Below are 12,888 nucleotides of genomic sequence, written 5' to 3'. Positions count from 1 at the left end.
GCATGCTCATGAGCGCAGCGTAGTGCGCCCGGGCGGCAATGCCTACTAGATGATCATTCAATGCCGCCGTTCGGACCAACCCGAAAGGGGCAACTGGTGACGTGCCCGGGCGCGTCGGCCCGGGGTCAGTCCAGTTCCAGGACTCTCGCGTGCAGCACCTGGCGCTGCTGCAGCGCCGCGCGCACCGCGCGGTGGAGGCCGTCCTCCAGATACAGGTCGCCCTGCCACTTCACGACGTGCGCGAAGAGGTCGCCGTAGAACGTCGAGTCCTCGGCGAGCAGGGTTTCCAGATCGAGCTGGCCCTTGGTCGTCACGAGCTGATCGAGGCGGACCGGGCGCGGCGCGACGTCCGCCCACTGCCGGGTGCTTTCCCGGCCGTGGTCGGGGTACGGCCGGCCGTTTCCGATGCGCTTGAAGATCACACGGAAAGCCTACCGGTCAAGACGTTCCGGGCGCAGCCATGGCGGCGGAGTGCGACGCTGGAAAAGACATGTCAAACCCGGATGAAACGGCAATCGTCGCGGGAATGACGGCCGGATCGGAAGCCGGAACGGACCCGACCGGAAGCCTGGTGGGCGGCGGGGTTCGAGTCGAACACGGTGCCGGATCGGAAAACGGTTCGGGTCCCTGCGCCGGCCGGGTGAGTCGCCACGGCCCGCGAACGCCGGAGCACGAGCGCGCGGAGGCCTGACATGAGCGACCGCAAGACCACGCCCGGGACCGGTCCGGGGACCGTGCCGCCGGCCAAGGCGCCCGAGGGGCGGGGCGGTGGCCCCGCGCTCGCGCAGGAGGCCCTGGAGATCGCCGCCGGATACGCCTTCACCGGGCCCGCCCTCGACCTGGGCGCCCTGCTCTGGGACGGGCGGTGCCTGCCCGACGCGCAGATCCGCGTGCCGCTGCCCATGCTCAACCGGCACGGCCTGGTCGCGGGCGCCACCGGCAGCGGCAAGACCAAGACGCTCCAGCTGATCGCCGAGCAGCTGTCGGCGCAGGGCGTGCCGGTGTTCCTGGCGGACGTCAAGGGCGACCTGTCCGGGGTCTCGGCGCCGGGGCAGTCGAACGACAAGGTGCGGTCCCGTACCGCCGAGGTCCATCAGCAGTGGGCGGCGAAGGGGTTTCCCGCGGAGTTCCACGCCCTCGGCGGCATCGGCCGCGGCATCCCCGTACGGGCCACGATCACCAGCTTCGGCCCGGTGCTGCTGTCCAAGGTCCTCGGGCTGAACCAGACCCAGGAGCAGTCCCTCGGCCTGATCTTCCACTACGCCGACACCAAGGGTCTGGAACTGGTCGACCTGAAGGACCTCAGGGCGGTCGTCGCCTTCCTGACCTCCGACGAGGGCAAGGCGGAGCTGCGGAACATCGGCGGGCTCTCGACCGCCACGGCCGGGGTGATCCTGCGCTCCCTCACCGCGTTCGAGGCACAGGGCATGTCCGGCTTCTTCGGCGAGCCGGAGTTCGACACGAGCGAGTTCCTGCGGACGGCGCCGGACGGGCGGGGCGTGGTCTCGGTGCTCGAACTGTCCGCCGTGCAGGACCGGCCGCAGCTGTTCTCGACGTTCCTGATGTGGCTGCTCGCCGACCTCTTCCACGATCTGCCGGAGGTCGGGGACGCCGAGCGGCCGAAGCTGGTGTTCTTCTTCGACGAGGCGCATCTGCTGTTCGACGACGCGTCCAAGGCGTTCCTGGACTCGATCACGCAGACCGTTCGGCTGATTCGCTCGAAAGGGGTCGGTGTCTTCTTCGTGACGCAGACGCCCAAGGACGTACCCGCCGCGGTGCTCGGCCAGCTCGGCAACCGGGTCCAGCACGCGTTGCGCGCCTTCACCCCGGACGATCAGAAGGCGCTCAAGGCCACGGTGAAGACGTTCCCCAATTCGGCGTACGACCTGGAGGAGCTGCTCACCGGTCTCGGCACCGGCGAGGCGGTGGTGACCGTCCTGAGCGAGAAGGGCGCGCCGACGCCGGTCGCCGCGACCCGGCTGCGGGCGCCCGAGTCGTTGATGGGGCCGGTCGAGGCGGGTGCGCTGGAGCGGGCGGTGACGGAGTCCGCGCTGTACGAGCGGTATGCACAGGCTGTGGACAGGGAGTCGGCGTACGAGCGGCTCCAGGCGTCGCGCGGGGCGAAGGGCCCGGACGAGATGCGCGAGGCGGCAGAAAAGCACAGGGCCGAGCAGAAGGAGCAGCCGTCCGTCGTCGAGCAGGTCGTCGGGAGCGGCATGTTCAAGTCCCTGGCCCGGTCGGTGGGTACGCGGATCGGGCGGGAGATCACCCGGTCGCTCTTCGGTACGGCGCGGCGGAGGCGGTGACCCGGAGAAGCCCGCCTCCGCCGCGGCCGCGTCAGCCGCGCTCCTGGTCCTTCGGGGGCTGCGGCTGGGCCTTCTTCGCCTGCGGTTTCGGCGTGTTGCGGGCGGCCTCCGCCCGCAGCAGGGCGCGCAGGACGGCGTAGTGGTCGGTGGGCATGACTGTGCTCCCTTGCGTCGTACTGACTGACCTCGTGGAGGGGCCTGTCAGCAGCGCAGGACCACGGTGCGCAGGGGGTGCGGGACGTACGGCGGCCGGTGCGGCGCGGTGAGCCGCGGGCCCGGCGAGGCGCAGGGCGCCGGCTTCGACGGCGGGGCCGGACGGGTGCGTAGGGCAGTGCGCCGGTCGGCACGGGCGGCGGGCCGCAGGGCCGTGTCGAGGGCGTCGTGCTCGGCGATCTCGGCGGAGGCGACGGCGACCGTGGGCAGGGCGTGCGCCTGGGCGTGCGCGCCGGGCACCAGCAGGGCGAGCAGCAGCACGAGGGCCCGCAGCCAGGCGTGGCTGCGCGAGCGGCATCGTGCGGTACTCACGGGAGGTCATCTCCCCGGGGGCCGCACGGCGTCCATCCCGTTCGGCGGGAATCCGCCCGCTCGGCGTAGGGGGCAGGGGTGGGTATCACTGTGCGTGTCACAGTTCGCGCGGGATCTGACGGGCCGTCCCCCGCAGCCGTAGCGAGGTGACGATCTCGATGAGGCCGACCGCCACCAGCCAGCACCCGCCGAGCACCATCAGCACGGTGACCGACTCGACCGGCGAGACGATCAGCACGATCCCGGCGAGGAAGGTGACGACGCCGAGGAGGATCTGCCAGCCGCGGGCCGGCACGGACTGGTCGGAGGCGGCGGCCAGACTCTGGGTGATGCCGCGGATGAGCCAGCCGATCCCGATCCACAGGGCGAGCAGCAGGGTCGACTGCATCGCGCCGCGGAAGCAGAAGAGGCCGAGCAGGATCGACAGGGCGCCGCTGACGAAGGCCAGCACGCGCAGCGAGGTCGTCCGGTGCGTACCGAAGGCGGCGATCAGCTGGAAGACGCCGCTGACCAGGAGGTAGAGGCCGAAGAGGATCCCGGCGACCCGCAGCGAGGCATCCGGCCAGACGAGGATCAGCACACCGAGGACCAGGGAGGCGACCCCGGTGACGAGCACGACCTGCCAGGCGGCACGGGAGAGGGCGTGCAGCGGGCCCTCGAAGGGAGGCTCGGGCTCATGCGACGCCACCGGCCCCGGCGGTCCGGGCGTATGACCGGAGTGGATCCGGCGGTCGTCGTAGTCCCGGCCCCAGGGGGAGCCGCTCGGCGCCTCGTTCATGCTCCATGCTGGGAACGAGGCGGTGGGGCCCGCCATTCGGGACCGGCCAGTCGGCTGACGGCCGCGCCCCCTGACGGCCCGTTCGCCCTCGGCCGGGCGTCGCCTACTTCCCCGCGGCCTTCGCGGCCTTCGCCGCCGCCTTCATCTCCTGCTTGTGGGCGCGCACCTTGGCCAGTGAGTCGGGACCCGTGATGTCGGCGACGGAGCGGAAGGACTTCGTCTCGCCGTAGGCGCCGGCGGCCTCCTGCCAGCCCTGCGGGTGTACGCCCAGTTGCTTGCCCAGCAGGGCGAGGAAGATCTGGGCCTTCTGCTTGCCGAAGCCGGGCAGGTCCTCCAGGCGGCGCAGCAGTTCGCGGCCGTCGTCGACGCCCTTCCAGACGAGCTCGGCGTCACCGTCGTAGCGCTCGACGAGGTACTGGCACAGTTGCTGGATCCGCTTGGCCATGGACCCCGGGTAGCGGTGCACGGCCGGCTTCTCCGACAGCAGGGCCACGAAGGCGTCCGGGTTCTGGGCGGCGATGTCGTGCGCGTCCAGGTCGTCCGCGCCGAGCCGGTCCGCGATCGTACGGGGCCCCTTGAACGCCCACTCCATCGGAACCTGCTGGTCCAGCAGCATGCCGACCAGCGCGGCGAGCGGGCTGCGGCCGAGGAGTTCGTCGGCCTCGGGGTCCTGGGCGAGATGCAGGGTGACGTCCATGCCCCCGATCATGCCGCGCCCACCGCCCGGACGCGCGCGGGGGCAGGGGCGTGCCAAGGGGAGCGCGCCCCTGCCCGGTTCAGGCGCGCCAGTACCCCAGCGCGTTCACCCGCTGCTTCGGCAGACCGAGCTCCTTGCGGACGTACGAGATGAGGGCCCGCGTCGTCGCCGTGTCGCAGGCGATCCAGACGTACGGGTCCGAGGCGCCCTTGAGGAGTTCGGGCAGGGTGTCCTTCACTTGGGCGACGAGGTGCGCCCCGGCGTCCCGCCTCGGCAGGGTCCTTACGTCGTGGCGGGACTCGGCGGTGCGGAAGGGCAGGCCGTCCCGCTCGCCCTCGAACCACACCGTGGCCGGGGCCGCGTCCAGGGCGGTGAGCAGCGAGTTGAGGGCGGGGAGCGAGGCGGTGTCGGCGATCGCGAAGACGTGGGAGGGAGCGGGGTCGGGGTGCTCGAAGCCCGTGCCGTGGATGGTCGCCTCGATCGTGTCGCCGGGCTTCGCCGTGCGCGCCCAGTCGCTGGCGACGCCCTCGTGCAGGGCGAACTCCAGGCTGAAGGTGCCGGCCGCCGGGTCCGGGTCGACCAGGGTGTAGGCGCGCTGATGGGGCTTGCCCGCGTTGTCGAACCACAGCCGGACCCACATGGTGGGGTGGACGCCGGTCGCCGCCAGCATGCCGCCGTCCGTGAGGTGGACCCGGCGGTAGTTCTCGGTGACGTCCTCGGCCCCGGTCACCGTGAACACGAAGTCCTTCGCGCGCAGCAGCTTCAGGACCGCGCCCTCCCAGCCGTGCCCCTGCCCCATGGTGTCTTCACCCTTCGCGTACGATTCCCGCACCAATAACTTAGGGAAGCCTAACCTAAAGCAAAGGAGGGGCACAGGTGACCGGCGAGATCTTCCGCGATGCCTGGGGCATTCCGCATCTCCGCGCCGTCGGGGCGAGAGAACTCGCCCGGATACAGGGCCGCGTCACCGCCCTCGACCGGGCCTGGCAACTGGAGGTCGAACGGCACCGGGCGCAGGGCACCTCCGCGTCCTTCCTCGGCGCCGAGGCCCTGCCCTGGGACCGGTTCGTCAGACGGGCCCGCCTCGACGACACGGCGAGACGCTGCTTCGCGCAGCTGGAGGAACGGGACGCGGAGACGGCGGGGTGGGTGCGGGCGTACGTCGACGGTGTCAACGACGGGCTGGCCGAAGGCGCCCGCCGCACCCCCGAGTTCGCGACGACCGGTCTGACTCCGGGCCGTTGGGAGCCGTGGACCCCGCTCGGCGTCTGGCTCGGCATCCACATCCTCTTCGCGGGCTTCCCCGCCAAGCTCTGGCGTGAGCAGGTGGTCCGGCATCTGGGCGCCGAGGCGGTCGGGCTGTTCGCCGCCGACGGACCGGGCACCTCGGGCAGCAACGGCTGGCTGGTGAGCGGGGAGCGGAGCGTCACCGGGCAGGCGATCATCGCCGGTGACCCGCATCGCTTCATCGAGGAACCCGGCGTCTACCAGCAGATCCACCTCTCCTGCCCGGAGTTCGACGTCGTCGGCCTCGCCGTCCCGGGCGTCCCCGGCATCGCCCACTTCGGCCACACCGGCACGGTCGCCTGGGCCATCACCAACGCCATGGCCGACTATCAGGATCTGTACCGGGAGCGGCTGCGGCGCACCGGGGCGGGCGTGGAGGCCCTGGACCCGGACGGCGTGTGGCGCCGGGCCGTCCGGCACACGGAGGTCGTGGAGGTCGCGGGGGAGGAGCCGGTCGAGGTCGAGGTGATCGAGACGGCGCGGGGGCCGGTGGTCATCGGGGGTCCGGAGGGGCTGCCGGACGGCTTGCAGGAAGGATTCTCCAGCGAGGTCTTCAGCGAGATCTCCGGTGAGTTCTCGAGTGAGTTCTCCGGTGAGCTCCCGGGCACCCCGCCCCTCGCCGTGACCCTCCGCTACCCGCCCCGCGTCACCGCCGACCTCGGCTTCAGCGCCCTGCTCCCCCTCCTGCGCGCCCGCCGCGTCGCCGACGTCGACCGTGCCGTCGACCTGTGGGCCGAGCCCGTCAACGTCGTCCAGGCCGCCGACACCGAGGGCGGGCTGCTGCACCGTGTCGCCGGAAAGGTGCCGGTGCGGTCCGCGGCCAACGGCATCCGGCTGGTGCCCGCGTGGGAACCCGGCCACGACTGGGAGGGCTGGCACGAGACGCCGCGCGGCGGGCTCAGCGACGGCGTCGCCGCCATGGCCAACCAGCGCGGCGTCGCCGCCCCGCTCGGCGTCGAGTTCGCCGCGCCCCATCGCGCCGACCGCATCACCGCCCTGCTGGCGGAGAAGACACGCTGGTCGGCCGCCGACATGCCGGCGATCCACATGGACACCCGACTGGCCTCCGCGGAACCCCTGCTGGACCTTCTGCGCACTCTCGACACCCTCACCCCCGAGGCCGCCCGCGTCCGGGAGACCCTCCTGAACTGGGACCGCCGCATGGACGCGGACAGCGCCGCTGCGGCCGTGTATGCGCAGGTGCGCGGTGCCGTCGTACGGCGCATCGCCGCGCACCCGGCCTTTGCCGCGCTGGCCGCTCCGCCGGCGTACCCGGAGGTCCTCCTCCCCTGGCTGGCCCTGCTCCCGCGGGTCGGGTTCGCGCTCGAACACCTGCTGCGCGCCGAGGAGTTGTACGGCATCGACCGTGCCGAGACGGTTCGCGCGGCGGTCGAGGAGGTGGCCGGGGGCGCGGCCGCACAGCCGCCCATCGAGGCTCGCCGGACCTGGGGCGACACCCACCGCCTGGCCCCTTGGCGTGCGCTCCCCGACCCGGCGTACCGGGAACCCGGTCTCTCCGGCGACCACGACTGCGTCCTGTGCACCTCATCCGTGCCCGGCCTCACCGACCTGAGCGCACGCGGCCCCTCCGCCCGCTACATCTGGGACCTGGCCGACCGCGAGGCCAGTAGCTGGGTGGTCCCGCTCGGTGCCTGTGGCATCCCCGGCTCACCCCACCACCGTGACCAACTCCCCCTGTGGCTCCAGGGGGACCTGGTCCCGGTCGTCACCGATTTCACCCAGTTCGAGAAGGAAACCGATGTCTGAGCTGCCCACGGCCGCCCGCGAGAAGCACCCCGTTCATCAACAGGCTGTGGACGGCTTCGGCACCGTCCAGATCCGCCCCCTGGACCCGCACGCCGACGCCGAGGCCGTGCACGGCTGGGTCAGCCAGGAACGGGCCTCCTTCTGGGGCATGAACGGCCTGACCAAGGACCAGGTGGCCGAGATCTACGCCCATATGGCGACCCTGGACACCCATCACGCCTTCCTGGTCGTGCGGGAGGGCATCCCGGTCGCGGTGCTTCAGACCTACGAGCCGGAGGCCGACCGCGTCAGTGAGTGCTACGACGTCCTTCCCGGCGACATCGGCGTCCATCTGCTGCTGGCACCCGCCGGTCCCGAAGGCGCGCGGCCCGGCTGGACGTCGGTGCTGCTGACCGTCGTCGCGGCGTACGTGTTCCGGACGCTGGAGCGCACACGGGTCGTCGTCGATCCGGACGTGCGCAACGAGAAGGCCGTCGCCCGTTTCCTCCGGCAGGGCTTCACGGCCGGCCCGGTGGTCGTGCTGCCGGAGGTCGACCTCCCCGATGTGTACATCCCGGAGAAGAAGGCCCAACTCGCCTTCCTGGACCGGGAGGTAGCCTTCCGGGCGTGACCCCGGAAGAACTCGTCGCGCACTACTCCCTGGAGCCCATCCCGCGCGAGGGCGGGCTGTTCCGGCAGACCTGGGCGGGGCCCGAGCTGTCGGACGGGCGGCCGCAGGGCACCGCGATCGTCGTCCTGCTCACCGCGGACGACTACTCGGCCCTGCACCGTCTGCCGTCGGACGAGGTCTGGCACTTCTACCTGGGCGACCCCCTGGAGATGCTGCTCCTCGCCCCCGACGGCACGTCCCGCACCGCCGTGCTCGGCCCCGGCATACAGCGCGGCCAGCACATCCAGCACACCGTCCCGGCCGGGACCTGGATGGGCGCGCGGGTCGCGGCGGGCGGGTCCTGGACCTTCTTCGGCTGCACGATGGCGCCCGGTTTCACCTACGAGGGCTATGAGCACGGCGACCTGGCGGAGCTGACGGCGCGCTATCCGGCGCAGGCCGCCCGGATAGCGGCACTGTGCCGCCCATGAGCGGACTCCTCGAAGGACAGGTCGCCCTGGTCACGGGCGCGGGCGGCGGCATCGGGCGGGGGATCGCGACGCGGTTCGCGCAGGAGGGGGCGGCGGTCGCGCTGCTCCCCCAGAGGGGGTACCCCCAGCCGTAACTCGGTGGAGGCGGCGGACGAAGCGGCGTCCCGGATCCGGGGGACGGGTGGCCGGGCCGTCGTGCTGCGGGCCGATCTGACCGACGAGGAGGCGTGCCGGCGGGTGGTCGGGGAGGCCGCCGAGTGGGGTAGGGGGCGGTTGACGGCACTGGTCAACAACGCGGGTGTGCAGCCCACGGGTGCGCTGCCGGGGATGTCGGTGGCGCAGTGGCGGGCGGTCGTGGACACCAACCTGTCGAACGTCTTCGCGTGCGCACAGGCTGCCGTCGAGATCATGCGGGGCCAGGTCGGGGGCGGCGGTTCGGTGACGCACATCGCCTCCATCGAGGCGAGCCGTCCGGCGCCGCTGCACGCTCATTACTCCGCGGCGAAGGCGGCGGTACGGATGCATGCCCGGTCGGCGGCGCTGGAGGAGGCGTGGCCGGACGGGGCACGGCGCTGGGAGCGGGCGGCGCCGGCCGGACGGCTGGGGCGGCCGGAGGACGTGGGGGACGCGTGTGTGTTCCTGGCGTCCGGGCTCGCGTCCTGGATCACGGGGCACGATCTGGTGGTGGACGGAGGGGTGTCGGCGCGGCCGACGTGGTGAGTGAGGGATTACGTGGCCGACTGGGAAGCACCGGTCCAGTCGCTTCAGCCCGTCCGGCGTTTGAGGACGAGGCCCGTTCAGGGCCGAAGCGGGGGTCTGGGGGCGGCAGCCCCCAGGCGGGCCGAGGCTGAAGGGCCGGCGTCCCTTTACGACCGCGCTGAGTCCGAAGGGCTCCGCGTCCGTACATACTCTGCGAGGCCTCAAGTCCGACGACGGAGATGTGACCCACGTGGGGTGCAATGACCGACGACAACCGCTCCGCCGACCCCGAGACCGGCGACGGCTTCAGCGGCTGGTGCTGCTGGGCACCCTGCTGGTCCTGTTCCTCCTCGGCGGCACGGGACCGGCGTCGGCCCACGCAGCCCTCCGCGCCACCGACCCCGAGGACGGAACCGTCCTCAAGTCGGCCCCCCGCGACATCACCCTGACCTTCACGGAGTCCGTCGGCCTGCTGGAGGACTCCTTCCGCGTCCTGGACCCCGACGGCCGCCGCCTGCGCACGGGCGAGCCGCAGCACGCCTCGGACGGCGCCGAAACCGCCGGCGTCACGCTGCCCGCGAAGCTGGCCGAGGGGACGTACACCGTGGCGTGGCGGGTGGTGTCGGCGGACAGCCACCCGGTGTCCGGGGCGTTCACCTTCTCCGTCGGCAAACCTTCCCTCACCAAGGCCGTCGTGGACACCGGCCCCACCGAGGACCCGGCGACCAAGGCCCTCTACAACATCGCCCGCTATCTGGCCTACCTCGCCGTCGCCCTGCTCATCGGCACCGCGACGTTCACAGCCGTCTGCCGCCCACCGGACGCCCCCGTCCTGCACCGGCTGCTCAGGACGAGCTGGTGGACGCTCTTCGCCGCCACCCTCGCCCTGCTGATGCTGCGGGCCCCCTACGAGACGGGCGAGGGTCCTCTGGGGGCCCTGAGCGTCGACTCCTTCACCCGCACCCTGACCAGCCGCCCGGGTGAGATCCTGCTCGCCCGGCTGGCCCTTCTGCTGGTGGCCGGCCTCTACGTCGTACGACTGTCCAGGACCCGCAAGCCCCCTGGCCGGCCGGGCGCCGTCCTCGCCGTAGGACTCGCCGCGACCTGGGCCGCCGGCGAGCACGCCTCCGCGGGCATCCAGGTGCCGGTGGCGATGACGTCCTCGGCCCTGCATCTGCTCGCCACGGCGGTCTGGCTGGGCGGCCTCACGGCCCTGCTCGTCACGCTGTACCGCGCCCGGCTGACCCCGGCGGCCGTCACCCGCTTCTCACGCCTCGCCTTCGCATCCGTGACGGTCCTCGTCGTCACCGGCGTCTACCAGTCCTGGCGCGGCCTCGGCTCCTGGGACGCGCTCACCGGCACGACGTACGGCAGGTTCCTGACCCTCAAGCTGGTCGCCGTGGTACTCCTCCTCGCGGCGGCGGCCGTCTCCCGCAGCTGGACGGCACGGCTGGCCACGGTCGACGCGACGGCGCAGACGGTCGTACGGGAGAAGGTGCCCGAGCCGGCCGGGGGCCCGCCGCTGCCCGAGCCGCCACGGACCGACGTGGAGCCTCCCCCGGACCCGCACCGCCAGGCCCTCCGCCGCTCGGTCCTCGCCGAAGTCGCCGTCGGCGCGGCGGTCCTGGCGATCACCACGCTGCTCACCAGCACCCTGCCCGGCCGCGCGGAGGCCGAGGCGGCGGCCGGGGCGCCCGCGGTCGTCGGCGCCTCCGTGACCAACGTGCCCTTCGACGTCGGCACCCCCGGCGGCCATGGCAAGGTGCAGATCACCCTCGACCCGGGCCGGGTCGGCGACAACTCCATCGAGGCCCTCGTCTTCGGCCCCGACGGCGGCGTGTCCGTCGTCCCCGAGCTGCGCGTCTCCTTCACGCTCCCGGCCAAGGACATCGGCCCCCTCGACGCCGAACTCACCGACAAGGGCGGCTACTGGGGCAACAGCTTCCTCAATCTGCCGATCGCCGGGAAGTGGGAGATGAAGGTGACCGTGCGGACGTCGGAGGTCGACCAGGTGAGCGAGACCAGCACCGTCATCGTGCGCTAGTCGTCCTGACGGGTTCGGCGGCGTCGTCGATCTCGCAGTCGTGAGGGACGCCGTCCAGGCCGGTGAACCTGAACATCGGCGTTCACGGTCGTCACGAACACGTCCCGGCGGACGCGGCGCGATGCCGCGACCCGGTAGAAGGTCGGGCTCGACCGCTCCGGCACGGTCAGCACCACCTCCAGGTACGCGAGTTCGATCACCTCGAAGTTGAACGAGGGTTCGAGATATCGGTCACGTTTCCGAAACGGCGATCGTCATCTCTTGACGCATGACCTGACATACGGCTGTTATTGCGCCACCGTGTTCGGTCAAGTTGATTTCTGATCGGTTACGACGGACTTCGACGCTCTCAACCCTCATGATCGAACCCTGCCCTCAGGAGCCGTAGATGCAGCACTTCTCCCCCTCCGGTCTCTCACTGCCCTCGCCCAGCCGTCGCACCCTGCTGCGCGGCATAGGCGGCGCCGCAGTTCTCGGCGCGGGCGTCCCGCTGCTGAGCGCCTGCGGCGGCAGCGGCACGGCGAGCGACCCGAAGACGGTCACCCTCGGCTCCAAGGCGTCCGACGCCGTGCCGAAGAAGGCGTTCGCGGACATCTACGCGGCCTACAAGAAGAAGTCCGGCATCACGGTCGACGTGAACACCAAGGACTCCAACACCTTCCAGGAGCAGATCAACTCCTACCTCCAGGGCACGCCGGACGACGTGTTCACCTGGTTCGCCGGCTACCGGATGCAGTTCTTCGCGGCCAAGGGCCTGGCCACCCCGATCGACGACGTGTGGAAGACCATCGGGGACAACTTCCCCGAGGCGATGCACAAGCTCAGCAAGGGCGAGGACGGCAAGTACTACTTCGTGCCGCTGTACACCTACCCCTGGGCGATCTTCTACCGGAAGAGCGTCTTCAAGGAGAACGGCTACGAAGTCCCCACCACCTGGGACGACTTCGTCGCGCTGTGCAAGCAGATGCAGAAGGACAAGCTGGTCCCGATCGCCTTCGGCGACAAGGACGCCTGGCCCGCGCTCGGCACCTTCGACCAGATCAACTTCCGCCAGAACGGCTACGACTTCCACGTCGACCTGATGGGCGGCAAGGCCTCCTGGACCGACGCCAAGGTGCGCAAGGTCTTCGACCTGTGGACCGAGATCCTCCCGTACCACCAGGAGGGCGCCGTCGGCCGCACCTGGCAGGACGCGGCCCAGACGCTCGCCTCGAAGAAGGCCGGCATGTACCTCCTCGGCACCTTCGTGGCCCAGCAGTTCACCGACAAGGCCGCCCTGGACGACCTCGACTTCTTCGCCTTCCCGGAGATCGACCCGACGTACGGCCAGGACACCGTCGAGGCGCCGACCGACGGCTTCATGATGAGCAAGAGCCCGAAGAACAAGGCCGAGGCCGTCAAGCTCCTGGAGTTCCTGGGCACTCCGGAGGCCGAGACCGTCTATCTCAAGTCCGACCCGAGCTCGGTCCACGCCTCCACCAAGGCCGACACCTCCTCGTACACCGCCCTGCAGAAGAAGGCGTACGACATGATCGCCGGCGCCAAGTCCCTGACCCAGTTCATGGACCGCGACTCCCGCCCCGACTTCACCTCCACGGTGATGCAGCCCGCGCTGCAGAAGTTCGTCCGTGACCCCAAGGGCGTCGACAGCCTGCTGTCCTCGATCGAGCGCCAGAAGAAGACGATCTTCGCGTCCGGCTGATCG

The 12,888-nt window shown here is 71.4% G+C and carries 12 protein-coding genes and 1 pseudogene; 7 read left to right on the top strand and 6 right to left on the bottom strand.

Annotation, left to right across the window (positions count from 1 at the left end):
• Positions 1-125: 125 nt before the first annotated feature.
• On the bottom strand, positions 126-422 hold the full coding sequence (locus ACFQ6S_RS20700; RefSeq protein ID WP_003999914.1) for a type II toxin-antitoxin system VapB family antitoxin: 297 nt from the start codon (positions 420-422) through the stop codon (positions 126-128).
• Between the two features lie 270 nt (positions 423-692).
• Between ACFQ6S_RS20700 and ACFQ6S_RS20695 the strand changes: the two genes are divergently transcribed.
• Positions 693-2,306 carry a helicase HerA-like domain-containing protein gene (locus tag ACFQ6S_RS20695; RefSeq protein WP_383411563.1) on the top strand — a complete coding sequence of 538 codons (1,614 nt, stop codon included), beginning with the start codon at positions 693-695 and terminating at the stop codon, positions 2,304-2,306.
• Positions 2,307-2,337: 31 nt separating this feature from the next.
• On the opposite strand, the gene ACFQ6S_RS20690 is transcribed toward ACFQ6S_RS20695, so the two are convergent.
• From ACFQ6S_RS20690 to ACFQ6S_RS20670, 5 genes are all read right to left on the bottom strand, one after another.
• Positions 2,338-2,460 (bottom strand): hypothetical protein, encoded by a 123-nt coding sequence (locus ACFQ6S_RS20690; RefSeq protein WP_383411560.1) that lies wholly within the window; start codon positions 2,458-2,460, stop codon positions 2,338-2,340.
• A gap of 47 nt (positions 2,461-2,507) precedes the next feature.
• Positions 2,508-2,831, bottom strand: a complete 324-nt coding sequence (locus ACFQ6S_RS20685) for a hypothetical protein (protein ID WP_383411557.1) — start codon at positions 2,829-2,831, stop codon at positions 2,508-2,510.
• A 97-nt stretch (positions 2,832-2,928) separates the two neighbouring features.
• Positions 2,929-3,609 (bottom strand): HdeD family acid-resistance protein, encoded by a 681-nt coding sequence (locus ACFQ6S_RS20680; protein WP_383411554.1) that lies wholly within the window; start codon positions 3,607-3,609, stop codon positions 2,929-2,931.
• A gap of 103 nt (positions 3,610-3,712) precedes the next feature.
• Positions 3,713-4,306: an HhH-GPD-type base excision DNA repair protein gene (locus ACFQ6S_RS20675; RefSeq protein WP_383411551.1), complete on the bottom strand. Its 594-nt coding sequence runs from the start codon at positions 4,304-4,306 to the stop codon at positions 3,713-3,715.
• A gap of 79 nt (positions 4,307-4,385) precedes the next feature.
• A complete protein-coding gene (locus ACFQ6S_RS20670) occupies positions 4,386-5,105 on the bottom strand; it encodes a siderophore-interacting protein (protein ID WP_383411548.1) in 720 nt (239 codons plus the stop codon).
• A gap of 77 nt (positions 5,106-5,182) precedes the next feature.
• Here ACFQ6S_RS20670 and ACFQ6S_RS20665 point away from each other — a divergent pair, with 77 nt between their 5' ends.
• The 6 genes and pseudogenes from ACFQ6S_RS20665 to ACFQ6S_RS20640 all read left to right on the top strand — a co-directional run bounded on the left by ACFQ6S_RS20665 (position 5,183) and on the right by ACFQ6S_RS20640 (position 12,885).
• On the top strand, positions 5,183-7,360 hold the full coding sequence (locus tag ACFQ6S_RS20665) for a penicillin acylase family protein (RefSeq protein ID WP_383411545.1): 2,178 nt from the start codon (positions 5,183-5,185) through the stop codon (positions 7,358-7,360).
• Positions 7,353-7,970, top strand: a complete 618-nt coding sequence (locus ACFQ6S_RS20660) for a GNAT family N-acetyltransferase (protein WP_383411543.1) — start codon at positions 7,353-7,355, stop codon at positions 7,968-7,970. The genes ACFQ6S_RS20665 and ACFQ6S_RS20660 overlap by 8 nt, the downstream gene beginning before the upstream one ends.
• Positions 7,967-8,440 (top strand): cupin domain-containing protein, encoded by a 474-nt coding sequence (locus ACFQ6S_RS20655; protein ID WP_383411540.1) that lies wholly within the window; start codon positions 7,967-7,969, stop codon positions 8,438-8,440. Before ACFQ6S_RS20660 ends, ACFQ6S_RS20655 begins: the two co-directional genes overlap by 4 nt.
• A pseudogene (locus ACFQ6S_RS20650) lies at positions 8,437-9,160 on the top strand (SDR family NAD(P)-dependent oxidoreductase). The gene ACFQ6S_RS20655 and the pseudogene ACFQ6S_RS20650 overlap by 4 nt, the downstream one beginning before the upstream one ends.
• A gap of 295 nt (positions 9,161-9,455) precedes the next feature.
• Positions 9,456-11,183 carry a copper resistance CopC/CopD family protein gene (locus tag ACFQ6S_RS20645; RefSeq protein ID WP_383411538.1) on the top strand — a complete coding sequence of 576 codons (1,728 nt, stop codon included), beginning with the start codon at positions 9,456-9,458 and terminating at the stop codon, positions 11,181-11,183.
• A gap of 388 nt (positions 11,184-11,571) precedes the next feature.
• The gene (locus ACFQ6S_RS20640) at positions 11,572-12,885 is read left to right on the top strand and encodes an ABC transporter substrate-binding protein (protein WP_383411535.1); all 1,314 of its coding nucleotides are present in this window, start codon (positions 11,572-11,574) and stop codon (positions 12,883-12,885) included.
• Positions 12,886-12,888 lie beyond the last annotated feature (3 nt).

This window comes from Streptomyces sp. NPDC056479 (genome assembly GCF_042795335.1).
GTDB lineage: Bacteria > Actinomycetota > Actinomycetes > Streptomycetales > Streptomycetaceae > Streptomyces.
The sequence above is the reverse complement of the archived record's forward strand: the minus strand, read 5'-3'. Positions and strand labels throughout refer to the sequence as shown.

Coding starts and splice junctions, on each gene's coding strand:
- ACFQ6S_RS20695 (WP_383411563.1), top strand. CDS start 693: ATGAGCGACCGCAAGACCACGCCCGGGACCGGTCCGGGGACCGTGCCG.
- ACFQ6S_RS20690 (WP_383411560.1), bottom strand. CDS start 2,460: ATGCCCACCGACCACTACGCCGTCCTGCGCGCCCTGCTGCGGGCGGAG.
- ACFQ6S_RS20680 (WP_383411554.1), bottom strand. CDS start 3,609: ATGAACGAGGCGCCGAGCGGCTCCCCCTGGGGCCGGGACTACGACGAC.
- ACFQ6S_RS20675 (WP_383411551.1), bottom strand. CDS start 4,306: ATGGACGTCACCCTGCATCTCGCCCAGGACCCCGAGGCCGACGAACTC.
- ACFQ6S_RS20670 (WP_383411548.1), bottom strand. CDS start 5,105: ATGGGGCAGGGGCACGGCTGGGAGGGCGCGGTCCTGAAGCTGCTGCGC.
- ACFQ6S_RS20660 (WP_383411543.1), top strand. CDS start 7,353: ATGTCTGAGCTGCCCACGGCCGCCCGCGAGAAGCACCCCGTTCATCAA.
- ACFQ6S_RS20640 (WP_383411535.1), top strand. CDS start 11,572: ATGCAGCACTTCTCCCCCTCCGGTCTCTCACTGCCCTCGCCCAGCCGT.